Genomic DNA, 24,306 nt, shown 5'->3' with positions numbered 1-24,306 from the left:
CTAACTGCTTTTTCTCCGGCAAGAGATTTTACAATGAGACATTACAAACAACTGACCTATGAGCAAAGATGCCATATCGCTATTCTAAAGAAAAGCGGTTTTACGCAACAAAGTATTGCTGAGCTAACTAATTTATCGCAATCTATGATTTCAAGAGAGCTTTCTAGAAATACAGGCAAGCGAGGTTACAGATACAAACAAGCTCATGAGCGGGCTTTGTCTCGCCGAAGAAGTGCAAGAAAACCACTTAAGATGACACTTGAAATGATGGCTTTAATTACCCAGAAGCTTAATGAGAAGTGGAGTCCTGAACAAATAACGGGATGGTTGCGCAAGGAAAATAAACAATCTGTCAGTCATGGTAAGACAAACCGAGGACAAATAAAAAATCGCGTTAGCATTGAAGAACGTCCACAAATAGTTGATGAGAAAGGCCGTATCGGAGATTGGGAAATAGATACCGTCATAGGTAAAGGCCATCGAGGCGCCCTTGTTACCATTGTAGAGCGGGTCACCCAATTCACTGTATCAACTCAGGTGGCAGGAAAAACAGCACAAGCCGTCACTGCGGCGACGATAGAACTATTAAGGCCATATAGGTCAGCGCTTCATACCATCACGGCTGACAATGGAAAAGAGTTCGCTTATCATGAGCAAATCACAAAGGCATTAAGTGTTCCTGTTTATTTTGCTCACCCTTATCACTCATGGGAGCGCGGGTTGAATGAAAACACGAATGGATTACTACGCCAGTATTGGCCGAAGAGCACAGATTTTAAGGCGGTAACACCAGCGCAAGTTATACCAGTACTTGAGCAACTTAATAATCGTCCGAGAAAGACACTTGGATTTGAAACGCCTGCAAAATTGATGCAGGATCACTTGGCGGCTAAAGCCGCCTAAACGTTATGCACTTCAGATTTGAATCCGCGACCTATTTTTTCTCATTAGTTACAAACTATGGCCTCATCAGAGAAAAGCGGTGGAACGTATCGTTTACATTTTAGAGGAATTAATGATCCCGCAGTTATTGTATTACTATTTGCGCGGATCACCAAAGCATTGGCAATTGTTCAGGCAAGGGTATAAAAAATATTGATCCCTGCCACCACTTCTAGACCATTGTATTTTCTTAGACAATCATGGAATTATTTTTCATTCTTTATTTCTAGGTGAATAGTTTTCTTCACAGAATCCGCTTATACTAAAATAGAATATTAAAGTAAATCTAACCAAATAAATTTAGCGAGATATAGATGAAAGAAGTCCGATCTTTTATTAAAACAGCATCATTAACAGAGCTTGAAAAAGCTCAACAGCTTATCAATGATGCAATTTCAAAATATACCCAGCAACAAAAAGCAAAACAGGAAGTTTTGGAGCTTTTAAAAGAAAAAGGACTTACGCTAGAAGATTTACAAGATGGGGCATCTGACAAACGTACTAAAGTTAAGCCTAAGTACCGCATGGAACTTAATGGTGAGACTATTGAATGGACAGGCCGTGGCCGTCGTCCTAAAGCGTTTGAAGGTGTTGAGCTTGAGAAATTTTTAGCCTAAAGCTAAATATAAGAGAAGCTTCGGCTTCTCTTTTTTGTTTACTCCTCAATAAAATATAATTAAAGTTTAAAACTCCCAGCTATTATTTGCTAAAATCTCTTCACTCAAACCTATTTGTTTTCCCATGAGCTATAAACTAAGACCTTACCAGCAAGAAGCCGTAGAACGCACCGTTTTACACTTTAGAAAGAGTAATGATCCTGCCGTTATTGTGCTACCGACCGGTGCAGGTAAAAGCCTTGTTATTGCTGAACTTGCCCGTATTGCTAAGCAAAAAATATTAGTACTTGCTCATGTCAAAGAGTTGGTAGAGCAAAATTCGCAAAAATATAAAAGTTTTGGTTTAGAGGCGAGTATATTTTCAGCAGGTTTAAAAGAAAAGTCATTAAACCATCAAGTAACCTTTGCCAGTGTGCAATCACTTTCTCGTAATTTAAATAAATTAAATGAGCATTATTCGTTACTTATTATTGATGAATGCCACAGGGTAAATGGGGATAAAAAAAGCCAGTACGGAAAAGTAATAAGTAGTTTAAAAGAATATAACCCTCAGTTAAAAGTATTGGGTTTAACAGCAACACCTTATCGGCTAGGAACGGGGTGGATATACCATCATCATTATCATGGCTTTGTTAAAGGGACTAATGAAAGCCCGTTTAAAAGTTGTATTTTTGAATTACCACTCAGGTATATGATCAAACATAATTATTTAACGCCGCCAAACGAAGTTGATGCAGCGATTAGCCATTATGATTTTTCGTCTTTAGATAGCAATGCATTTGGGCAATATACGACTGATGATATGAATGCGCTTTTAAAAAACAGTGAGCGCGCAACGAAAGCGATATTACAGCAAGTAATTCAATACAGTGAAGAGCGTGAAGGTGTTATGGTTTTTGCAGCCACGGTAATGCATGCTCAGGAAATATTAAGCTACCTACCAGCTCATCAAAGTGCACTTATAACAGGTGATACGCCAAACACTGAGCGCGATAAAATCATTAAGCAATTTAAAGCTAAGCAATTAAAGTATCTAGTTAATATATCGGTACTAACAACCGGCTTTGATGCGCCACACGTCGACTTTATAGCTATTTTAAGACCTACAGAATCAGTTAGTTTATATCAACAAATTGTGGGGCGAGGTCTCAGGTTATCTGAATCAAAAACGGATTGCTTAGTAATAGATTATGCTGGCAATGGTTTTAATTTATTTCACCCAGAAGTAGGCGATAAAAAAGGCGATAGTGATAATGAACCTGTGCAGGTACTTTGTCCTGGCTGTGGTTTTGCGAATATATTTTGGGGTAAAACTGATTCTGCAGGAAAAGTAATAGAGCACTTTGGCAGGCGCTGTAAAGGGCTGTTAGAAGACGATGATGGGCATAAAGAGCAGTGCGATTATCGTTTTAGGTTTAAAGAGTGTGAGCAGTGCGGTGCCCAAAATGATATTGCTGCACGTAAATGCCATGATTGCGGCGCGGTAATGGCCGACCCTGATGATAAGTTACGTAATGCATTAAACTTAAAAGACGCACTTGTGCTTCGATGTAGTGGGTTATCGGTAACTCAAATTAAAGATGAGCTTATTAAAGTAACGTATTTTGATGAAGATGGTGCAAGTTGCGATGAAGTATATAATCTCGCAAATAAAGGCGGGCAATTTATATTTAATAAGCAATTTGGTCAACGTGTGGGGCTTGGGCAAACACCTATTAATTTTAAAACTGCAGAGCAAGTAGTAAACGCACAATTTGAATTAGTACCACCGGATTTTGTTATTGCACGAAAAAGCAAAAAATATGGTTGGAAAGTAGCTGATAAGCTATTTGACTATAAAGGGGGTTTTAGAAAGGCAAATCAGTTAAGCCGCTAAGCTTAACTGATAGAGTACATTGAACTAATACAATTAAAAGGCGATTAAGCCTCGTCACCGTCCATTAATCCCCAGCCATCACCGTATCCATTAAAGCTATTAGCAATACCTTCAATGTATTGCTCTGCTTGTCCTAGAAGGGTGTGCTCTGGCACCATTTGTACTTGAGTGATAACTTCCCAAACGCCAGTGTCTTTACATTTTTCAAGCTCAGCATTTTGAACTAATGCATCAGAGACTATTTCTTTAGCAAATTTTTCAGCATCGGCTTCTTGTTCAAATAAAATAAAAAAATCGACTTGGTGCATTTTATTTAAATCAATGCCAGCAGCGGCTATTTCGGCTAAAAGTTGGCCGTTATCATCATCAGGGAATTGCATTAAAAACTCATTTAAAATTAATTTTTTATTCGTAGGCACTATTGTAACTAAAATATTGCCTTAACGCGTACTAATTTTAATTATGCTGATATTTATTCAAAGTTAAATTTACGCGTTAGATTGTTATTAAGTTAATGTGTTGCTCATTATGGCTATGCTAATATGCGGGTAATTAACCAGTTTTTTGTAAGATATTAAAAGTAAGGATATTTACTTGTTTATTAAGTTTTTACGTTGCATGTGTGTTGTGAGCGCTTTAATTGCGACAAATAGCTATGCGGCAGAAAAAGTCATAGAAGATTACGAAATTGAAGGGTTAAGTGGCGATTTAGAAAATAACGTAGCTCTTTACCTCAAGCAGTTAATTGGCGAGAAGCCAACCCGTACACTTCGCCGTTATGCTCAAAAACAAGTACAAAATAGCATCAAAGCACTTGGCTATTATAGCCCGACCGTCGAGGTTATTTATGATAAAGACGACAGCGAACTAATTGTTAAAGTTGAACGGGGGCCTGCAACTCGCATAGAAGCAATTAATATTACGCTAAACGGTGATGGTCAAAGCGATACCCAATTACAGGCATTGATTAAAAGCAATCACTTAAAGCAAGGTGATGTTTTAAATCATGGTAAATATGACTCTGCTCATAAAAAAATAGAATCTATGCTACTAGAGCTAGGTTATTTTGATGCTAAGTGGCCAGCGCGCAAATTAGAAGTATCGCTTAAAAAAAATAGTGCTGTTATTACTTTCATAATTGATACCGGAGTTAGGTATCAGTTTGGCGATATACAAATTGCCAGTAGTACACCCGCTGAAAAATACATACGCTCTATAGCGCCTTTCTCGCAGGGCCAACCTTATAAATCAACACATATTGCTGACTATAACTTGGATTTATCAAGTACCCCTTATTTTGCCAGTGTACGTGTTTATGCTGACATTGCAGCGCGCAAAAACAGCCAAGTACCGATTAAAGTTGAAGTATTACCCAAGCCAGCTAACAGCTATGAAATTGGCGGTGGTTTTAGTACTGACCTAGGGCCCAAGGTGCGTTTTAAATGGAGTAAACCGTGGATCACAGAAGACGGCCATTACCTCGAAACTAATTTAAATGTGGCACAAAAGCAGCAAGATATTTCCATGGCTTATACAATACCGGTTGATGATCCTAATGATGATTTATGGCGATTCTCTGTCGGTTATAAATTAGAAGATGAACTCACAAACGACACTTACAGTGAAATATTAACAGGGCAAGTTCAGCGCCAATGGTTAACCGAAAATAAATGGGTGCGTACTGCATTTTTACGCCGCGACCAAGAAACCTACCGTATTGGTGATGAAGACGAAGAAAGTACCGAAATGTTAATGCCGGGCATTAGCTACGCGCGCAAAAAATCAAAAGGCGGCACGACTCCTTATTGGGGAGAGCAGTGGCTTATATCTGCTGAGTTTGGCTTAGATGATGTGCTTTCGAGTACTAATCTGATTAGGGTGCAAATGCAACATGCATGGCTACGCACTTATTTTGACCGCCACTTGGTGTTTTTAAAAGCGAATGTGGGAGCAATGCTTGTTGATGATATTAACAACGTGCCATTTTCACTTCGGTTTTACGCAGGTGGCGATCAAAGCGTTCGTGGTTTTGCGTACCAATCAATTTCGCCTGAGAACGATGACGGCGAGCTAATAGGTGGTAAGTATTTACTATCGGGCACGATGGAATATAACTACCAGTTTGCTAAAAATTGGCGAGCAGCTTTATTTGTTGATGGTGGTACTGCGACTAATGATTTTTCTGATGATTTTGAAGTAGGTGCTGGTTTTGGTTTTCGCTATTTAACACCCGTTGGCCCAGTGCGTATAGACCACGCTTGGGGATTAACAAAAGAAAGTAAAAGCACACGTTTAAGTATTACCATAGGGCCAGAAATTTAATGTCAGTATTAAAAAAGATAACAGCCGCCGTAAGTGCTATTTTTGTCACGTTAGTTGTTGCACTATTTTGTTTGTTATTTACCGCACCCGGTAATCAATTTATTGCTTATAGTGCAAACAAAGCGGTAGATGGACTACATATTGAAATTAAAGATGGTCGTTTTATTTATAATGATGCCTTTAATGTACGCTTTGCTAGCAACGGATTGGACTTTAATGCACAACAATTGAAAATTGATTTGTTTTGGTGGCAGTGCGATGGAATTTGTATAGATAACTTAAGTGCTAAATCTATAAATTTAACATTACCAAAAACTGCAGAGTCACAAGAAGAAGCCCCGACAGAGCCGCTTGAAAAAATCAGCTTACCTTTTAATATTGCTGTAAAAAACATTGCGATCAATAAATTTACGCTAGAGCATCCAAGTGCAAACGTAAGCGTTAATAATTTTAAACTCTCAGCAAAAGCAGAGGGTTCAAAGCTGACGGTTAAAAGCCTGAATATTCCCACCATACTTGTTGCCTTAAAAGAGCAAGAACAAGATGCGAAAACACAAATGGCGCAAAATACTCAAGCGCCTTTAACGCACCTACCCGCATTGCCTAATATAGAATTTACTTCGCCACTTGATTTAGTTGTTGAAGACTTTGAAATTGCTAAAATTACGATTGAGCAAAACGAAGCCCAACATGTTATTGAAAACATCTCGCTGCAATTAAGTGTGGAAGATGCGGTTATTAATTTAGAGTCATTCTCAGCAAAGTATGAACAGTGGCAGCTTAATACGCATCTTAACGCTGAGCTTGCAGGGAATTTGCCCGTGAAAGGGGATGTTGTTTTACAAAGTGATGAGCACCAAGCCAATTTACAGTTGAATGGTGACTTATCAAATCTAAACTTAAATTTAGAAACACAGGGGCAATATCCGCTTAGTTTAACGGCAACGGCAAATTTTAAGCAAAAAAACTATCCGTTTGAGTTAAATGGAAAAATTAAGCAATGGCTTATTGATGCACAAAGTAATGAGCTTAAAGTGCGAAATGTAAGCCTTAACGCACAAGGTAATGCCGACGATTATCAGCTTAGCCTACAGGGGAGTAGCCAATTAGGCGCGTACCCAGCTGTTGACTTAAATACCCAATTAAAAGGCAGTCTCACCAAAGCAACTTTACAAGCGCTAAGCATTAAAGCAAACGAAAGCAGTGCAACTATAAAAGCCAATGTTGATTGGCAAAAAGGCATACAGGCTAACTTTAATGGCACGCTTGCTAACTTAAAAGCGCAGTATTTAACTGATGCCGCTACCAGTGATATTTCAGGACAGTTTAAAGGCTCGTTTAATGCAGCTGACGACAAGTGGCAGCTACAAATGAATAATACAAAGCTAAACGGGTTACTTAACAATGTGCCACTAGAATTTGCCTCAAATTTTAAGCTCGACAACACGTTAAAAGCTAATATTGATAGCTTTTATTTAAGTAGCGGCACCAATAAATTAGCACTAAGCGGGCAAGTTGATGATACTTGGCAAGTTGATGGCAAAGTAACGCTAAAAAGTGATGAAAAAGCTAATATTCCATTTACTGCCAACGGCAACGCAAATTTAAAAGTGAGAGGGGAAAGGTTAACGCCCTCTGTTGATTTAGCACTAATACTAGATCGCTTTATTTTTGATGAAATAAATATTAATAAATTATCAGTAAAAGGGCAGTTAGATACCGCAGCCGATTGGCAAACCGATGTTTCGGTAAGTGTTGGTTCGGCGCTTGTAGCCGAACAGCAAATTAATAGCGTTAAAATTGATATTAGCGGCGACAAAACAGATCACCAACTTACGGCATCTATAGATGCCGAGCAAGGCAGTGTAGAGCTTGAAGTTAATGGCAAAATTAATAATACGACTTGGAATGGCGAGCTTAGTAATGTAACGCTCAGCAATAAAAAGCTTAGTTTTAGTAACACTAGAAATATTGCCATTATGGTTAATACGCAAAGTGGCGACTTTGATGTAAGTGCACATTGTTGGGCATCTAAGCAAAGTGAATTATGTATAGACACCTTAGCGCAATCAAAAAACCTCGGTCAGCTAAATGCTAAACTAAGCAACTTAGCACTTGAGGAGCTTAAGCACTTTTTACCTAATAGCATTCGTACTCGCGGTAATATAGCTGGCGATGTAGCACTTAATTGGCAAAGCGGTGCGCTTAAAACATTACGCGCAAATATCGATTCTAGCGACTTAGAAGCAGTGCTAACCTCGGAAGAAGATCGTTTTAAATTACCAATCGAAACTCTAACTATTAGTGCGTTTTCGGATTCTCAAATTGGCAAGCTTGAAGCTAATTTAGAATCAAGTGTGCTTGGTAAAATAAACACACACATTAATATCGATGATATACAAAATACGCAAGCGCTCAACGGCACTATTAATATTGATAAAATACTCCTTTCAGACTTACAACCATTTCTTGAAACCCTTGAGCAGTTAAAAGGTGATATTAGCGGAAAAGTCGCGTTAGCAGGTACGTTAAAAGATCCGTTATTAAATGGCGAGCTTAATGTGAGCGATATTAGTTTAGAGGGCGAGCAACTACCTATAGCGCTGCAAAAATCAAATATAAACGTATTGTTTGATAAAACAACGGCCACAATAAAAGGCAACTTAAACGACAATCAGGGCGGTAAAATAAATCTAACCGGTGACGTTGATTGGCAAGGTGCACAACCTGCTGTAAATGTTGCGGTAGTTGGTGAGCAGTTTTATGTACGCGCGCAGCAAGGGGTCACTTTTAAAGTATCGCCGGATTTAAAAATAGGCTTGGCTAATAATGCACTCAAGCTTGCTGGTGAGGTAGTTGTGCCTTACGGTCGTATAATGATTGAAGAGCTCCCAGAGGGCGCAGTGCAAGTTAGCGATGATGAAATTATTGTTGATCAAAAAACCGAGGCCACCGAAACAGTTCCATTTGATTACGACATAGATTTAAAAGTGATTGTTAAAAACGATGTAAAAGTAGAATCGTTTGGCTTGGAATCAAAAGTTGCGGGTGATTTAGCCATAAAAATGAGTCAAGGCGCACCAATTATAGCCACAGGTGAGCTTAACTTAATTGAAGGTACTTACTTAGCCTTTGGGCAAGATTTAATAATCAGCACCGGGCAAGTAGGTTTTAGCGGTTCAATTGAACAACCATTTTTAAATATTAAAGCAATACGTAACCCCGATACGACTGCAAATGGTGTCATTGCAGGGGTTACGCTCACGGGTAATGTTGAACAACCAACGCTCAAAATATTTTCTGAGCCTGCGATGGATCAAGCTCAAGCACTTGCATATTTACTTAATGGCCAACCTTTAGGCGATGGAGAAAGTTCGTCAAGCGATGCTATGCTCACACAGTTATTACTCTCTCAAGGTGTTAGCCGCAGCGAAGGAGTTGTTTCTAAGGTAGGTGAAACCTTTGGGCTGTCAGATGTAAGTTTAAGCTCATCAGGTAGTGGTGATAGCACCAAAGTAGAAATATCAGGTTACGTAGCACCCAGCTTACAAGTTAAATATAGCGTGGGTGTATTTGATTCGCTCAGTGAAGTGGCTGTGCGTTATCAGTTACTTTCACAGTTATACATAGAAATAACGAGCGGCCTATATCAAAATGTTGATGTGCTATATAAGTTTGATTGGGAATAACCAAAACTATAATAATTATAAGGATATAAGCGATGAAAAAAATTATATTGCCGACTCTGCTTAGTGTTTTATTAAGCGGTTGTGCTCAACAACTAGGTAATGGTGTTGCTAATCAAGAGCTACCTTTATTGAGCGCGAGTGAGGTAATTGCGAGTGCAACAGATAATGACTGGCGAGTAGTGAACGCTCAAAATATTTTAAAGGTAACGCTGCCAACGGGCGATGCGTATATTGAACTTAATGAACAGCTTGCCCCAAAGCACGCTCAAAACATTAAAAAGTTAGCGCGAGAAGGGTTTTATAAAAACACCAGCGTTTATCGGTTTGTTGAGGGTTTTGTAGCGCAAGGTGGCGACAGCTCGGGTAAAAAGCTAATTAAAACGGCAGATAAAACAGTCCCTGCTGAGTTTTATTTAACAACAAACAAACCACTTTTAATTACTGAGCTAAATGGCGACGGATATGCACCAGTTACCGGCTTTTTAAACGGCTTTGCAGTAGCTCAAAACTCAGCACATACGCAAACATGGCAAGTGCATTGTAGTGGCGTGTTTGCAATGGCGCGCGACAACGATATAAATAGTGCGAGCACGGAGTTTTTTGTAACAATAGGGCAAGGCCCGCGCTACCTTGATAAAAATATTACGGTGTTTGGTCGAGTGCTAGAAGGTATAGAGCATTTTAACCGTTTAGCGCGCACACCAACTGAAGGAAAAGCATTTAACCCAATTACTAATATACAAGTCCTTGGCGATGTACAAAGTGATAAAAGTATATTTAAAGTGATGAAAACAAACTCATCAGTGTTTAAAAACTTAATCAGTGCTCGTAAAAACCGTGTTGAACCATGGTTTGTTAAAGCACACAACTACGTTGATGTGTGTGGTATGGCCATACCCACTAAGCGCGAAGTTATACCAATTCCAATAAATAGCTGATCTATTTTACTTGCTAAAACAACCCATTTTTTTGTTGTAAATTTCGCAAAGGGAACAACCATTTACATCAATTTACGCCTAGAACTGAATTATTTTTTCGGCGTAAAATTTAGATCACATACTTAATGGAATTGGTATTAATTAAAGAATGTAAAAAAGGAGCCTAGGCTCCTTTTTAATACTCATATTCCAGTTTAAAATAACCTACTGACGATTAATTTTAACTGCAAATGGCGTATCGTTATAATGCGTAGAGCGATACGGGTTTATATCAAGCCCACCGCGACGAGTGTAACGCGCGTAAACCTCTAACTCTTTAATATTAAGTTGTGTTGTTAAATCGCTATAAATACGTTCAACACACTGCTCATGAAATTCGTTATGCGTTCTGAACGAAATTAAATAACGCAGTAACGATTCGCGGCATATTTGCTCGCCTGTGTATCGTATAATTACACTTGCCCAGTCAGGCTGGGAGGTAATTAAACAGTTTGATTTAAGTAAATGGCTGTAGAGCGTTTCTGTTACTACGTTATCATTCTTTGCTTTAAGTGAATTAGCATCAATATCGTAATTATTAATCTCAATATCTAAATCATCAATACATTCACCTGGCAGCGCTGTACACGGTAAGCAATTGTAATCATCAGGATTATATAAAGTCACTTTGACAGGGCTGTTAACTGCGTTTGATAAATCATCAATTAAATGCTGTTTTACTATATCAATGCTTTCAAATCGGGTTTGGTTAAAGCTATTTAAATAAAGTTTAAACGACTTTGACTCAATAATATGGCTGCTTTGGCATTCAAAGGTAAATAAGGCCACGGCAACTTGCGGTTTACCTTTATTGTTTAGCCATGAAAGCTCGTAACCTGTCCAAATGTCTTGGCCTTTAAATGGAAGCTCTGCTTCGTCAATATTTAAAGCATCACGATTTAGTTTGCGCGCAATAGGGAAAAGCAAGCTTGGCGTGTACACATCTACATACTCAGTAGATTGGCCTAATACGCTACCTTTAAGGTCTGGAGAATTGCTGTAATCTGTCATGTTTGCTCTTAAATAGTTACAATAGGGACATTATATCTAATTTAAATGAGTTTCACAGTATGTCTGTTGCATTGCTTATAGAACAACTTCATCAAACATTTAGCGAAAATACCCTTAAAAACACTACAAAGTACCCACTTATTGCGCACGACGAGCAATGGCCAAGCCCATGTGAAGTTGGTGAGGTTGACGAGCAAGGAAACATTCAATGGCAGGGCGCGCGTCAGCAACCTGCAGGTTCGCTTAATGATTTAGCCAGTGCACTAGAACTTGAGTTTCCAAAAGCGCTTAGCGAGCTATACGGGCATATGTACGGTGGAAGTATTTTAGCAAGTATTGATGGGCATCAGGTTGAATTACTACAAGCATGGAACGAAGAAGACTTTCATTTGCTACAGCAAAATATAACGGGCCATGTTTTAATGAAACGCAAGCTCAAGCAACCAGAAACAGTATTTATTGGTTTAACTGATCAAGATGATTTACTAGTAAGTGTATTGGTGCACACTGGTGAAGTATGTTTAGAGCACGTAGGCAAAAAAACACACCATGTACTTGCACCTAACATTAATGCTTTTTTAAAGGCATTAGAGGTTTAAAACGTGTTTAATAAATCAGCTTAGCGTCATCACTAAGCTGATTTTAAGCACTCATTAAAGTGGTTACTGAAAATCCCACGATATATTAGACACTAAGCCACATGGCTCACACCTAAAGTCGAATAACCCAAACCACGATTCAGGTAATTTCCAGTCGCCATGACAACTAGGGCATTTTCGTTCAAGTTCAGACGCTTTATCTACGCCGCCTACACGGTATAAATAATAATAGGTTGGCTTTTTAGTTAAAAAACTAATTCGCTTTGTTATGTCTTTTCCACGTCTATATAGGTCGCTTTGGACACTCGATATTTCTTCAAGTGCCGGAAACTCACAACGGGTTGCGCCATTAATTTGAATTTGATCGCAGGCTTGCCAATCTTCTTGCCATTTTATAAGCGTTTTATAGTCACCATTAGCAATTGCCGGAATACGAAATAGCGGCACAGGCAAAAAGTCATCACCACAATAAAGCGGGCTGCACGTATGCACATAGGTTGTATATAAAATATAACTTGATGGTTCTTTGCAGCAATCAGCGCCGTTGGAGTGAATATCTTGTCCAATTACTTTTACTTTTGGCGCAAGTAGCCCAGCACTATGTAACTTTTCGATACTGTGCTTAACAAACGGGCTGTTATTTAGCGGGTGCATTGCATCTTCAGTAGGGCACATTACGCGGGTAATAAAAAATCCATCTTTTAAAACGGTTGGAAATTCTTCCCCCATTATTTGACCATTAAAACGCAGTGCATTTACTAAGCGATTTATTGCTTGTTCGGCTTGTTCTAGGGTGGTGTCTTGGTAGCAATCAAAAGTTAAATCAACAACGAACATTTATAGTCTCAAATTATTTTTGTTCTAGCAGCGCAAGAAGTTTATCGAGTTTTTGCTCAATTCTATCTAATTGACTTGTTTTAAGCTCAGTATTATCTGACTGCTGTGGGTTTCTCATGAAGTTATTAATTGAATCAGGATTGTTTTTATATTGGCTTACTGCTGCAATAATCATCGGCATTGGAACCGGTTGCGCCAAACGGCTTTTAGTTAGTGCTACAGTAGGGGTTTTGCCTTCATCGAGAAGGGCTTTGATTGCATCAAATACAACTGAATTCATTAGATATATAACTCTTTAATAAAATAAATACGCAGCATATAAATGCTGCGCAAATGCTATGTTAGCAATAAATAAGGGAGGGTACATTAAATAAAATTACTTACTTTGACGAATGCGTACATCTAACTCGTCAATTACTTCACTCCAATCTCCATCTTCTGCAAGGGATTCAGCTAAAAAGTGTTGTTGTGCTTCATCCCAAAAAGAAGCTTCTTGGAGTCGTGTTGTGTCTTCTAATTCATGTGAGGCAATAAACGCATCTATTTGCTCATCACTATTTGGTAATCCAAGCTGTGCAAAAAGTGTGTTAATGTCGTGTTTTGTCGTATCCATGATATTGCTCCTTTAAATGAATGAAAACTCATACTAGTGCCTAACTGTACCTCTTGCTAGTTAAACTCTCGCTGAATTTACGGTTAATAATTTTAGGTATATAGTTAGGTTTAAAGTTAAACAGCCTATAGCTAAAATAATAAAGGAAATACAATGAGTGTAACCACACCAGCTGATACGTTCAGCGTACAGTATTTAGCTGCAGAAGATATTAGTACTGCAGCGAGCCTAATTTATCAGGCTTATCATGACGATCCTGTATTACTAAACATGCTTAGCTACAATGACGAAAATAAATCAGTTTACGAAAAAAAACTACGATCATTAATTCGCGAAGAACTCAGTAGTTTTTGGCAAGAAAAACAGCCACTAATTGGCCTATACCGCAACGATAAATTAAAAGCAGTAGCGTGTGTATTTGAATCTAATAGCCAATTACAAGCGCAGCGTTATTGGCACTGGCGTTTAAAATTAATGCTGAGTGCGGGCTACTTGCAAACAAATCAATTAATAGATAAAGAACAAACAATTAGAGACGCGCTTAAACAGAAAGGTAATTACTATTTTTTAGCTTTTATTGCCGTAGATCCGCATTTTCATGGGCAAGGATTTGGCCGTTACTTACTACGTGGGCTGGATGACTTAGTTAAATGTAACGCTGAGTCAACAGGGATGGCTGTATTTGTAACACGTAAGGAGCACATTGAATTTTTTAAAACTGAAAAGTTTGAAGCATTTAAACACCTTACTTTTAACCAAGTAGAGGGCGAATTACTGTTTAAATCAATAATTGAGCCAGCTATTTAAAATTATAATGTAAGCCAATGCGCCCAAACGGACATAAGGCCGTGAGACATCTCTTACATTGTTGTGAGCATAATCAGTTTAAGGCTACTATTAAGTGGCTTTTTTTAATTTAAGTTGCTGTTATTAAATGTTTATTTTGTTTTTTTTATTTTTGTGACGCTTATTTATTTAATGTTAAGTCCTATTACTCACACTCGTTTGCTTTAAACTTTACTTTGTCAAGAAGACATAGCTCAATGATTGAGTTACTGCCAAGGATATGGAATAGGCAACGTAGCGGACGCTAGCAGGAAGCAAAAAGGACAAGTTAACAAGGAAAGCAAGGACGAATAGGAAGTGCAAGGTGCGCTAAAGTAGCAGGAGCTACTTAAAGGATTACCACGGATGATGCTAAAGGATATAGCCAAGCGTTAGATTACGCATAGGCCAAGGTGGCGAGAGGACATAGCAGGATGCAAAAGTGGCAGGAGCTACTTCAAAGGATTACCAGGGATGATGCTACAGGATGTAGCTAAGCGTTAGTTTGCGTGGATTTGCCAAGATGGTTATGGATATTGCAGGATGCAATGTGAGGGTAGATAAGGCTGTTTACTCGTTCAGGGGATGATAATACGGATTAATAGATAACGGATATCTAGCAGGATGCAGTCCAATTGGGGCGTAACTTTAGTTACGCCTTAGTTTTTTGTGTTTGAGTAAATTTAATTTAGCCCTAAATTAAATCCATTTATATTTTATGGGGTGGAACAACCACACTTTTCAAAAACTCATTTTCCATAATTAACACACCTTGATAAGCATTTTCACCGTCACTTGAAAACTCAAATATAAATTCACTTTTAATGCCTGGCTTGCCGCTCTTTAAAAAACCAAAGCGGCGTTTTGTGCATGCAACACTCATTAACTGCACCTGCAGTTGCTCACTTTGACGTTTAGCATGAACGTTCGCCGCTTCAGCAACCTTTCGGTTAAGCCAAAATAAGTAAATTACACTACCAATAAGTATGAACGTCCATAAACTTGCCATTTAAGAGAATAACCTTCCAATTGCACGCGCGAGGGTTTCGCTACGATTTTCTTTACGTAATAAGCCTAATAAATGCGGGCGAATAGTCGGTATTGCAACTAAGTCAGCAAAAATACTTGGAAACAATTCTTCAATTTTTTGATGATGCGCGCAATTATCCATAAATACATGTAAGCGTTCAGGGTTTTCTAATTGCTTAAAACACCGCCCAGCTATTGTTAGTAACACGTCAGAGTCGTGCCTCACTGTTGAGCTTAGTACAGTGTCGACTAATTGAGCGCATAACCCTTGAGCTTGACCTTTTGAAATTGATCTTAGTGCTGCGGTTATAGCCACTGTGTCGTTGTCACTAATTGCACCCTGCGTGTAATCAACAAGTAACTCACTCATTGATGTTGGTATTTCAACGTGTTCAAGCATGGCACTGAGTGGCTGTAGTACTTCAATAGGTAAATGCGCCCATGCTTTTTGCAGATTACTTAAGTTTGTATCTCTGTCTAAGCGTAGTGCAAAATCGGCAATACCCTGTAGTGCAACACTTTGCCAATTATCAAAACCAATTTTACCGCTAAAGTAAAGCTGTGCATGCTCGTAATACTGCGACGCAGGCTGTTTTAATAGTACTTTTACTTGGGCGTTAAATGCCGCTAATTTATTTGCGTTTGGCGTAAAAACATAAGGATTATTATCAAGTTTTCCATCGGCTTGTTCGCCTGTAATTTCAGTGCCTAGCGCTTGAATAACCATATCAGCAAAGTGATCGCGGCTAGCACTTACCAGCATACTTTGCTCATCAAGTGGAAACTTTAAAAACCATACATAAGGTTCTTTACTGGCTTTAGTATCCCAAAATTGAATAGCGAGCCATGCATGACCAGCAAGTGGATAAGGGTAAGGCACTTGAGCTTGTTCAATAGCTAAAAATTGTTTTTTATCAAGCTTAGTAATGTGCCTGCCAATATCAAAAGCACGCCACTGAGTACCCGCACCATCTAAAAGCTGACCTAATGTAGCTATTTGATCACTCATTGTTTTCTCAACTGTTTTTACTGCAAAATTACATTAATTATACGTCATAGCCGCCTATGAGGGAACAGGGTATAATTGCATTACATATATAAAAGAGGGTGGTTATGTACCAGCAAACCCAAACTTATTTAGTGCAGCTAACGGCACTTTTACAAAAACACGCGCTTTGGCAAAGTGGGCCAATAGACGCTGAGGCACTGCTTTCAAATACTCCTTTTTGTCACGATACAATGGCATTTGAGCAGTGGTTACAGTTTGTATTTATTGAAAAAATACAGCAATTAATAACACATAGGCAACCACTGCCGCGTAACTTTGCTATTGCCCCTATGGCGCAAATGACACTTGTGAATAAAGCCGGAAGCGATGAAATAATTGAATTACTAACAGCCCTTGATACCTTTTTAGGAGAACCAAATGAGTGAGCGTCCAGCGCCTATTGAATATGGCGAGCTGACTATTTTGTATCAAGATGAAAACTATGTGGCTATAAATAAGCCTTCAGGTTTATTAGTGCATCGCTCGTTTTTAGATAAACACGAAACCCAGTTTGCTATGCAAATGTTGCGCGACCAGCTAGGGCAACATGTATTTCCAGTACATAGGCTCGATAGACCTACGTCGGGCGTATTACTGTTTGCATTGAGCTCGGAAGCTGCTCGCGATATGAACCAGCTATTTATTGAAGGTACCATTGCTAAGCGCTATTTAGCCTTAGTGCGCGGTTTTGCGCCAGAGTCAGTATTTTTAGATAAACCGCTTAAAGAAGAGCTGGATAAAATAGCCGATAAATTTGCAGATCAAGACAAAGCACCACAAGAAGCGCAAACCCAGTTTAATTGCTTGCACCAAGTTGCACTGCCTATTCCTATTGGTAAGTACCCAACAGTGCGTTACTCGTTAGTTGAGTGTTTTCCAAAAACAGGGCGCAAGCATCAAATTCGCAGGCACTTAAAGCACTTATCACTGCCTATCATTGGTGATGTAAATCACGGTGATAACCAGCATAATCAATTTTTTAGGGATCATTTTGAGCTAAGACGGTTAATGTTATTTGCAACAGAGCTTAGTTTTGTGCACCCTTATAGTAATGAATCAATAAAAATTAAAGCGCCACTAGGTGAAGACATGCTTAAAATATGTAAGCAGCTAGGTTGGCCAGAGCAAGAAAAGGATTATTAATGGCACATATTAGTATTTTTGTAGGCAGCGTTAATGGCGGTGCAGAGCGTTTAAGCGATGAAGTTGCAACCACAATAGAGCAAGCGGGTCATACTGCAACGCTAATTACTGAAGCATCACTTGATGATATAAAAAATGCATCGCATATTTTAATTGTTACCTCCACAACAGGCCAAGGTGATGTACCGAGTAATTTGGCAGGATTGTACTTTGCAATGAATAGCACTTTCCCAATGCTTACCGATAAACCGTTTGGTGTAATTGCAATGGGTGACAGATGCTACGGCGATACATTTTGTGGCGCAGGGCGTAGCTTTGACGAGTTACTACGCGATTTACAAGCAAAGCCTGTGGGCAACCGCCTAGAAATAGATGCATGTGAAGATTTTGAACCATGGCCAGTAACCGAGCCTTGGTTAAAAGTATGGCTAGAAAAACTACCTGTTTAATCCTTAACTTTAAGGTATTAAAAAAGGAGCGCATGCGCTCCTTTTTGCTTTTTTACTTTTAATATAGTTTTATAAATTAACTACTTCTGACATCTACTTTAAGTTTTAGCTTTTGGCCCGGTTGTAAGTATTTTTGACCGGCTAAATTATTCCACTTAATAATTTCGTTAACGCTTAGATTAAACTTAGACGCAATACGTGCAAGTGAGTCACCACGGCGTACTTTGTATGTAATAGTACGGTTGGTGCTTGCCGTTGCTTGTGGTTTATTAGCTGACTTATACACAGTTAGTTTTTGATTTAGGCGCAATACAGAGTTTTTCTTTAGTTTATTCCATTTAGCCAACTCATCCATAGTTACGTCATATTCGCGGCTAATATCCCATAACGTGTCGCCACTTTTAACTGTGTGCGAAAGCTTTGTGCGAGTTGCTTTATTAGCAGCTAAACGCATCTGCTTTGGTAAATGCTCGCTATTTATAGCGCCATCAGTAAGCGGGACTAATAACTCTTGGCCTACTTTAATCGTATTTGATTTGAGTTTATTAAGCGATCGGATTGCACTTGAGCTTGTTGTAAACTTTTTGGCAATTACCGATAAGCTGTCGCCTCGAGCCACAATATAACGCTGCCAGCGTAATCTATTTTTAACATCAGTGTTTGCTAGTTTTTGGCTAAATTCCTCTGCTTTATCAACAGGCAATAATAAAGAGTGAGGGCCATTAGGATCAGTTGCCCAGCGGTTAAAACCAGGGTTTAATCTGTATAGCTCAGTAAGCGTCATATCAGCCATATCAGCAGCAAGCGCTAAATCTATTTGCGAGCCAACATCAACCACTTCAACCACTTGTGCATTAATTACTGGTTGCCATGTAACATTAAAATCATCTGAGCGTTTTAATAAATCGGCAAGTGCTAATAACTTTGGTACGTAGGCTGTTGTTTCGCTAGGTAAATCAAGAGACCAAAAATCGGTAGGTAAATGCTTTTTACGATTCTTTTTAATCGCGCGCATCAAGCGCCCTTCACCTGAGTTGTAAGCAGCAATCGCATTTAGCCAATCGCCTTCAAGTGTTTTATGTAAATACGATAAGTAGTCAAGTGCTGCGCGAGTCGATTGCACTATGTCGCGACGACCGTCGTACCACCAGTTTTGTTTTAAATCGAATCGCTCACCGGTTGCAGGCATAAACTGCCAAATGCCCGATGCGCTGCGATTAGAATAACCAAACGGGTCAAATGCACTTTCTACAATAGGCAGTAGTGCAATTTCGATTGGCATTTCGCGCTTTTCTACTTCTTCAACTATAAAGTGTAAGTAAGGTTCTGCACGTTTAGAAATACGATCTAAATAGGCTTGGTGGCGAGCGTAATAATTACGTTCAGTAACAACAGGGCGGTTTTGCGGTATTTCGATAGAAAGTTGGTAGCGAATTCGCTCCCATACATCATCAAACACGGGAGCTTCTTGCTCATCAGGGTCAACTTGCTGATATTGTGCGTTTACCATCAATGCATTGTTAATGTCGTTAGGACTTGCGCCCTCGAGTTGTTGGTTTGCTTGCGTGGCGACTTGAGAGTCTGAGTCTAATGTTGTCATAGTCTGACAACCACTTAGCGCTAACGCCAAGGCTACTAATAGGGGAGATTTATTCATAAACACCAAAACATCGGGTAAAAAACTCGGCGAATACTACCTGTAATGAGTTAACATTGCCACTGAATGACTTTTTAAAACGCAGAAATAGAATCATCACTATATCTTAAGTTAATGATTCTAATAAAATAAATGTTAAAGTATTAGTTTGTGCATTAAAAATTGTCTTTGAACTGCCTCAGACTAGCAAAGTTCCCCCAAGGTTCATTGTTTTTTGTAACCGAGGTAAACTCTTCTGGCACTAACTCTGTAATGGTTGGCAAATCGCTACGCATAAATGGATTTATTTTTAGCTCTTGGCCAATAGAAGTGGGTAGGGAGATTTGGTTATTACTGCGTAATTCATCTACTTTTTTACTGTACGCAAGGAGTTCTGGGTTACGTGGTTCAACGGCTTTGGCAAAGGCAAGGTTAGCTTGCGTGTATTCGTGCGTGCAATACACACTGCAGCTTGCAGGCAGCTCTCTTAGTTTATTAAAAGACTCCCACATTTGCTCTGGCGTGCCTTCAAATAAGCGCCCACATCCACCGCTAAACAATGTATCGCCGGTAAAAGCAAGTTCATCATTTGTGTAACAAATATGATCAAGCGTGTGCCCAGGAGTTGCTAAAATAGTAAAGTTAATATTAAGCACACTGATGCTTTGTCCATCAGTGAGTGCGTGAGTGACGCCTTTAAATGGACTATTTGCAGGGCCATAAACCGATATATCTGGATAGGCGTCAACTAATTCAGCTACGCCATCGGTGTGGTCGTAGTGATGATGCGTAATTAAAATGCCACCAAGCGTTAGTTTATGCTCAGCTAAGTACGTTAATACGGGATGCGCTTGGCCTGGATCGACGACCCATGCTTGGTTACTGTTATCGGTAGTTAAACACCAAATGTAATTATCAGAAAAGGCTTTAATTGCTTTGACTTGCACCATGGTAAATTGCTCTATAAAGTGACACTTATCGCATAGTATAACGAGCTCAAAAAATGAAACCAGCCCTTAGTTTTCAAGAAGGACCCAAACCACTGTCGTGGCAGCAGTTTCCTCATGGGGATTATTTGCGTGCAGATATTGAACGCAAAATGGAGCAATGGCTGCCGCGTATGTTTGGCTATCATATGCTTAAGTTGGGTAATTTAAGTGGCGAATTAAACACAAGTATAAGTACGATTAAACATCAAGTGTGTGTTGCAGAGCCAGGACCTTACACCGGGGTAGTTGCTGACATAGATGAACTGCCATTTTACGAGCACAGTATTGATGCTTGCATACTAAGCCATTGCTTAGAGTATCATTCAGACCCGCATCATATTTTACGAGAAGCACATCGCACGCTTATTCCGGGCGGTTATATACTCGTGACTGGTTTTAATCCGTTTAGTTTGTGCGGGCTTGCACAAATGCTGCCTTTTAGTGGTCAGAAATTACCATGGACAGGGCGCTTTTTTACCCCTGCGAGGGTTAAAGATTGGCTAAATTTATTGGGTTTTGAAATTGTAAGTGACGAACGTTTTATTTATTCATCACTGGCAAGAGGTAACAGGTTATCAAGATTTGAGTTTTGGCGGACTTTTGCAAAACAGTATTTAAAACCAATGGGCAGTGTTTATATGCTGGTGGCACGAAAAAGAGTTGCGCCACTTACGCCGATAAAACCTAAGTGGCATGCAAGGCCGCAGTTTGCACCCGTAAAAGGGGCAGGGCTTAGACAAACCTCTAAGCAGCATTACAAAACGTGTGACCAAAAAAATAATACCAATTGCATTAAATAAGTGATCTATTATAGCGCTAAGAAAATAGCACATTAACAAGGCGAAAATTGTGACATATAGTTGTTCTATATGAATAATTTTTAACGCAGTTAGTGAGTTATTTAATGCGATAGAATGAACATGTTTTTAATAAATTGGTATAACAACTAGCTTAGAATAAATTTAAGGCTGGTAGCCTACATCTTCTAGTAAATCTTTACTGCCTGCGGCATCGCGCGCTAAATCGTCAACTATTTCGTTGTACTTATGGCCGCTATGCCCTTTAACCCATTTCCAGGTTACATTGTGCTCGCTACAGGCTTTATCTAGGCGTTTCCATAAATCGACGTTTTTAACCGGCTTTTTAGCTGATGTTAACCAGCCACGTTTTTTCCAGTTAGTGATCCACGATTCAATGCCTTGCTTAACATATTGGCTATCGGTTGTTAGGTTTACTTCGCATTCTCGAGTGAGTGATTCTAGGGCTACAATAGCCGCGAGCATTTCCATTCGGTTATTAGTTGTGAGTTTATAACCTTGGCTCATTTCTTTTTCGTGGCCGTTATAAATCATAAAAATACCATAACCGCCGGGGCCTGGATTGCCTAAACATGAGCCATCGGTGTAAATCTCTACGGTTTTTTGCACTGTTTTACCTTGATCTTATGTACAATAAAGTGATTATAGAAAGATACCAGAATCAGGCTAAATTCGATATGGCACGTAGACAAATAGTTTTAGATACAGAAACCACCGGCATCGACCCTAAACAAGGGCACCGTATTATAGAAATTGGGTGTGTGGAGTTAGTAAATCGCCGTTTAACAGGCAATAACTTTCACGTTTATGTAAACCCACAACGCCCAAGCGAAGAAGAAGCAATCGACGTTCACGGTATCACTAATGAATTTTTACGTGATAAACCGTTGTTTCATCAAATTGCCCAAGAGTTTTTCGACTATATTGAAGGGGCAGAGTTAGTTATTCATAACGCGCCGTTCGATATTGGCCACATGGATAACGAATTTGCGCTGCTTAATCAGGGTTATCCTAAAACGAGTACGTTTTGTGAAGTTCTTGACACGCTTAAAATGGCGCGTGACTTGCATCCAGGTCAAAAGAACAATCTTGATGCTTTATGTCGTCGTTACGATGTAGATAACGCCAAGCGAACGCTTCACGGTGCGTTACTGGATTCTGAGATTTTAGCTGATGTTTACCTTGCCATGACGGGCGGTCAAACAAAACTAAATTTGAATCAAAACAAAGATGACGGCAGCGAGCAGCGAAAGGGGGGTATAAAGCGTTTAAATAGTGACAGAGCCCCACTAGTTGTATTGCGTGCAAGCGATGCTGAGCAAAGCGCACACGAAGCCCGATTAGATCTTGTAAATAAAGAAGGCGGCCAATGTTTATGGCGCGCTGAATAAGGCCATAATATGAAAACGATGTGTTTTGTAACTGTGCTAATAGCGGTTAGCTGTTTTACAAATAATGCTTATAGCGCTAAGCAAGTGGAAGTACTTAAACGCGATGGCCAACAAAATGAAATACCTTTATTAGAAAATCGTTTTCGTATAGATAGTCAAATTGATGAAATAACGTTACTTTTTTTTAGAAAGGCAGGTACACCTGCTGTTATTTTAGTAAGGCCAGATGGCAGTAAATACTTTGCTCCCGACTCAGTTAAAGATCCTAACATTGAATGGTTTGATGAACTTAACTACGATCTCGTTACAATTAAAAAGCCAACGCCTGGGCCTTGGCAAGTTATAGGCAGCATATTACCAGATAGTCGAATCGTGGTATTAGGTGAGGTGTCGTTGCAGGCAGAGTCGTTACCATCGGTGTTATTTAGAGGCGAATCTGTAAAGGTTACGGGTAGAGTATTAAATGATGGCGAACCAATTAATGCTAACTTATTTAAAGATGTGGTTAGTTTACATGTCGATTTTGTCAGTACTAACAACGAGAGTTTTGCGAATTTCGGTGCTGGTATACAAGAAGTTGCTGAGTTTAAAGATGATGGTCGTGGGTTTGATGAACGACCAAAAGATGGTGTATTTACCGGTGAATTTAAATTAGATTTCCCTGCAGGAGAGTGGACACCAGAACTTTACATTGCGACTCCTTTGCTACAAAGGCGTATAACCCAAAAAGCACTTATTATTCATGAGCCGCCTTTTGAGTTTGATATAGCTTTAGCTAAAGAGGATTTTGATGATCATATTTTAGCTATAACTATTGATGCAAACATTGTTAAACCTGAAACCGTGATAATTCAGGGCAAAATATATTATCCCAATAATGAAGAACAAATGTTTACGATTGATGCAATGGCAAATGTATCACGCCAGCTTACGATAAAAAATTATGACTGGGGTCGGTATAGTGTTGAACTGTCTGTTTTTGGCACTAATATAAATGATCGTGAATTTATGGCAACGCTACCCACATATAAATTTGAGATAGAACGACCCATAGAAGCGGTGCCCGAAATTGACCCTGCAACGATTATTACGCCTGATGAAATGATTAAAAGCGATCCTGATGAAGGAAAAATGACCACATCAACAATAATTAGTTTGATTGTCGGCTGTAATATATTCATATTATTGGTTGGTTGGCTGTTAATTCGTATATTTGTTCAGAAAAAGTCGATTAAATTTAACGTCAGGCTGCCTTTTTTAAAGAAAAAGAAAGCAAGTGAAGATGACGTTACTGACTCAGAAAAAAATCAAGTCGGTAAAAATGGCTCAAAAAGTGACAAATCAGGTGAAATTTTAAACCTTTCGATGACAGATGACTAAAAAACCTATAAAAAAACAAAAAAGCCCTTGACGAAATAGGGGTTGGTTCGTATTATTCACGCCGCTGTCAGGGAGACCTAAACAGCAACGAAAATATGGAGTGGTAGTTCAGTTG

Annotated in this window: 24 protein-coding genes; 14 read left to right on the top strand and 10 right to left on the bottom strand. The window is 39.2% G+C overall.

From position 1 onward, the window contains the following. The first annotated feature begins 33 nt into the window (after nt 1-33). The 3 genes from DO88_RS16995 to DO88_RS17005 all read left to right on the top strand — a co-directional run bounded on the left by DO88_RS16995 (nt 34) and on the right by DO88_RS17005 (nt 3,435). Complete coding sequence (locus DO88_RS16995) at nt 34-903, top strand: IS30 family transposase (RefSeq protein WP_033037839.1); 870 nt, start codon at nt 34-36, stop codon at nt 901-903. A gap of 353 nt (nt 904-1,256) precedes the next feature. Then, entirely contained in the window at nt 1,257-1,559 is a 303-nt protein-coding gene (locus DO88_RS17000) for an H-NS histone family protein (protein ID WP_033037838.1), read from the top strand. 124 nt (nt 1,560-1,683) lie between these two features. Next, nucleotides 1,684-3,435, top strand: coding sequence for a DEAD/DEAH box helicase (locus DO88_RS17005; protein ID WP_033037837.1), 1,752 nt, complete (start codon nt 1,684-1,686; stop codon nt 3,433-3,435). 44 nt (nt 3,436-3,479) lie between these two features. On the opposite strand, the gene DO88_RS17010 is transcribed toward DO88_RS17005, so the two are convergent. Then, nucleotides 3,480-3,815, bottom strand: coding sequence for a ribonuclease E inhibitor RraB (locus DO88_RS17010; protein WP_007586038.1), 336 nt, complete (start codon nt 3,813-3,815; stop codon nt 3,480-3,482). Between the two features lie 214 nt (nt 3,816-4,029). Here DO88_RS17010 and DO88_RS17015 point away from each other — a divergent pair, with 214 nt between their 5' ends. The 3 genes from DO88_RS17015 to DO88_RS17025 are packed head-to-tail and all read left to right on the top strand — an operon-like array spanning nt 4,030 to nt 10,384. Then, nucleotides 4,030-5,757 (top strand): autotransporter assembly complex protein TamA, encoded by a 1,728-nt coding sequence (locus tag DO88_RS17015; RefSeq protein ID WP_007378193.1) that lies wholly within the window; start codon nt 4,030-4,032, stop codon nt 5,755-5,757. After that, the gene (tamB, locus tag DO88_RS17020) at nt 5,757-9,446 is read left to right on the top strand and encodes an autotransporter assembly complex protein TamB (protein WP_033037836.1); all 3,690 of its coding nucleotides are present in this window, start codon (nt 5,757-5,759) and stop codon (nt 9,444-9,446) included. Before DO88_RS17015 ends, tamB begins: the two co-directional genes overlap by 1 nt. Before the next feature lie 32 nt (nt 9,447-9,478). Then, nucleotides 9,479-10,384 (top strand): peptidylprolyl isomerase, encoded by a 906-nt coding sequence (locus DO88_RS17025; RefSeq protein WP_033028271.1) that lies wholly within the window; start codon nt 9,479-9,481, stop codon nt 10,382-10,384. A 204-nt stretch (nt 10,385-10,588) separates the two neighbouring features. Here DO88_RS17025 and queF read toward each other — a convergent pair whose 3' ends face one another. Continuing rightward, the gene (gene queF / locus DO88_RS17030; RefSeq protein WP_007378196.1) at nt 10,589-11,434 is read right to left on the bottom strand and encodes an NADPH-dependent 7-cyano-7-deazaguanine reductase QueF; all 846 of its coding nucleotides are present in this window, start codon (nt 11,432-11,434) and stop codon (nt 10,589-10,591) included. Nucleotides 11,435-11,493: 59 nt separating this feature from the next. On the opposite strand from queF, the gene syd reads away from it, so the two are divergent. Beyond that, a complete protein-coding gene (gene syd, locus DO88_RS17035; protein WP_007378197.1) occupies nt 11,494-12,033 on the top strand; it encodes a SecY-interacting protein in 540 nt (179 codons plus the stop codon). Between the two features lie 63 nt (nt 12,034-12,096). Here the strand turns inward: syd and DO88_RS17040 are convergent, their stop codons facing one another. From DO88_RS17040 to DO88_RS17050, 3 genes are all read right to left on the bottom strand, one after another. Next, nucleotides 12,097-12,870: a Zn-ribbon-containing protein gene (locus DO88_RS17040; RefSeq protein WP_008138509.1), complete on the bottom strand. Its 774-nt coding sequence runs from the start codon at nt 12,868-12,870 to the stop codon at nt 12,097-12,099. 13 nt (nt 12,871-12,883) lie between these two features. Beyond that, nucleotides 12,884-13,150, bottom strand: a complete 267-nt coding sequence (locus DO88_RS17045; protein ID WP_007378199.1) for a hypothetical protein — start codon at nt 13,148-13,150, stop codon at nt 12,884-12,886. 96 nt (nt 13,151-13,246) lie between these two features. Further along, entirely contained in the window at nt 13,247-13,483 is a 237-nt protein-coding gene (locus tag DO88_RS17050; RefSeq protein WP_008138507.1) for a DUF2789 domain-containing protein, read from the bottom strand. A 153-nt stretch (nt 13,484-13,636) separates the two neighbouring features. Here DO88_RS17050 and DO88_RS17055 point away from each other — a divergent pair, with 153 nt between their 5' ends. Beyond that, nucleotides 13,637-14,290, top strand: coding sequence for a GNAT family N-acetyltransferase (locus DO88_RS17055; protein WP_008138505.1), 654 nt, complete (start codon nt 13,637-13,639; stop codon nt 14,288-14,290). A 727-nt stretch (nt 14,291-15,017) separates the two neighbouring features. Here DO88_RS17055 and DO88_RS17060 read toward each other — a convergent pair. Continuing rightward, a complete protein-coding gene (locus DO88_RS17060; protein WP_007378202.1) occupies nt 15,018-15,317 on the bottom strand; it encodes a DUF3301 domain-containing protein in 300 nt (99 codons plus the stop codon). Beyond that, a complete protein-coding gene (locus tag DO88_RS17065; RefSeq protein ID WP_033037835.1) occupies nt 15,318-16,346 on the bottom strand; it encodes a DUF3549 family protein in 1,029 nt (342 codons plus the stop codon). A 104-nt stretch (nt 16,347-16,450) separates the two neighbouring features. On the opposite strand from DO88_RS17065, the gene DO88_RS17070 reads away from it, so the two are divergent. From DO88_RS17070 to DO88_RS17080, 3 genes are read left to right on the top strand one after another with little or no spacing between them, the layout of a single operon-like run. Further along, nucleotides 16,451-16,771, top strand: a complete 321-nt coding sequence (locus DO88_RS17070; protein ID WP_008138501.1) for a YqcC family protein — start codon at nt 16,451-16,453, stop codon at nt 16,769-16,771. Continuing rightward, nucleotides 16,764-17,528, top strand: a complete 765-nt coding sequence (gene truC / locus DO88_RS17075) for a tRNA pseudouridine(65) synthase TruC (protein ID WP_033037834.1) — start codon at nt 16,764-16,766, stop codon at nt 17,526-17,528. Before DO88_RS17070 ends, truC begins: the two co-directional genes overlap by 8 nt. Further along, nucleotides 17,528-17,977, top strand: a complete 450-nt coding sequence (locus tag DO88_RS17080; RefSeq protein WP_007378206.1) for a flavodoxin — start codon at nt 17,528-17,530, stop codon at nt 17,975-17,977. Before truC ends, DO88_RS17080 begins: the two co-directional genes overlap by 1 nt. A 76-nt stretch (nt 17,978-18,053) precedes the next feature. Here DO88_RS17080 and DO88_RS17085 read toward each other — a convergent pair whose 3' ends face one another. Both DO88_RS17085 and gloB read right to left on the bottom strand, forming a co-directional pair. Beyond that, complete coding sequence (locus DO88_RS17085) at nt 18,054-19,634, bottom strand: LysM peptidoglycan-binding domain-containing protein (protein ID WP_033037833.1); 1,581 nt, start codon at nt 19,632-19,634, stop codon at nt 18,054-18,056. 155 nt (nt 19,635-19,789) lie between these two features. Continuing rightward, nucleotides 19,790-20,563, bottom strand: coding sequence for a hydroxyacylglutathione hydrolase (gloB, locus tag DO88_RS17090; RefSeq protein WP_033037832.1), 774 nt, complete (start codon nt 20,561-20,563; stop codon nt 19,790-19,792). A gap of 53 nt (nt 20,564-20,616) precedes the next feature. On the opposite strand from gloB, the gene DO88_RS17095 reads away from it, so the two are divergent. Further along, nucleotides 20,617-21,402 carry a class I SAM-dependent methyltransferase gene (locus tag DO88_RS17095; RefSeq protein ID WP_008138494.1) on the top strand — a complete coding sequence of 262 codons (786 nt, stop codon included), beginning with the start codon at nt 20,617-20,619 and terminating at the stop codon, nt 21,400-21,402. 162 nt (nt 21,403-21,564) lie between these two features. Here the strand turns inward: DO88_RS17095 and rnhA are convergent, their stop codons facing one another. Further along, nucleotides 21,565-22,029 (bottom strand): ribonuclease HI, encoded by a 465-nt coding sequence (gene rnhA, locus DO88_RS17100; RefSeq protein ID WP_007378210.1) that lies wholly within the window; start codon nt 22,027-22,029, stop codon nt 21,565-21,567. A gap of 68 nt (nt 22,030-22,097) precedes the next feature. Between rnhA and dnaQ the strand changes: the two genes are divergently transcribed. Both dnaQ and DO88_RS17110 read left to right on the top strand, forming a co-directional pair. Continuing rightward, nucleotides 22,098-22,811: a DNA polymerase III subunit epsilon gene (gene dnaQ / locus DO88_RS17105; RefSeq protein ID WP_033037831.1), complete on the top strand. Its 714-nt coding sequence runs from the start codon at nt 22,098-22,100 to the stop codon at nt 22,809-22,811. A 9-nt stretch (nt 22,812-22,820) separates the two neighbouring features. Further along, nucleotides 22,821-24,191, top strand: a complete 1,371-nt coding sequence (locus tag DO88_RS17110; protein WP_007378212.1) for a TIGR03503 family protein — start codon at nt 22,821-22,823, stop codon at nt 24,189-24,191. Nucleotides 24,192-24,306: the final 115 nt, after the last annotated feature.

The organism is Pseudoalteromonas sp. S3431, from assembly GCF_000690035.1.
Lineage (GTDB): Bacteria > Pseudomonadota > Gammaproteobacteria > Enterobacterales > Alteromonadaceae > Pseudoalteromonas > Pseudoalteromonas fuliginea.
The sequence above is the reverse complement of the archived record's forward strand: the minus strand, read 5'-3'. Positions and strand labels throughout refer to the sequence as shown.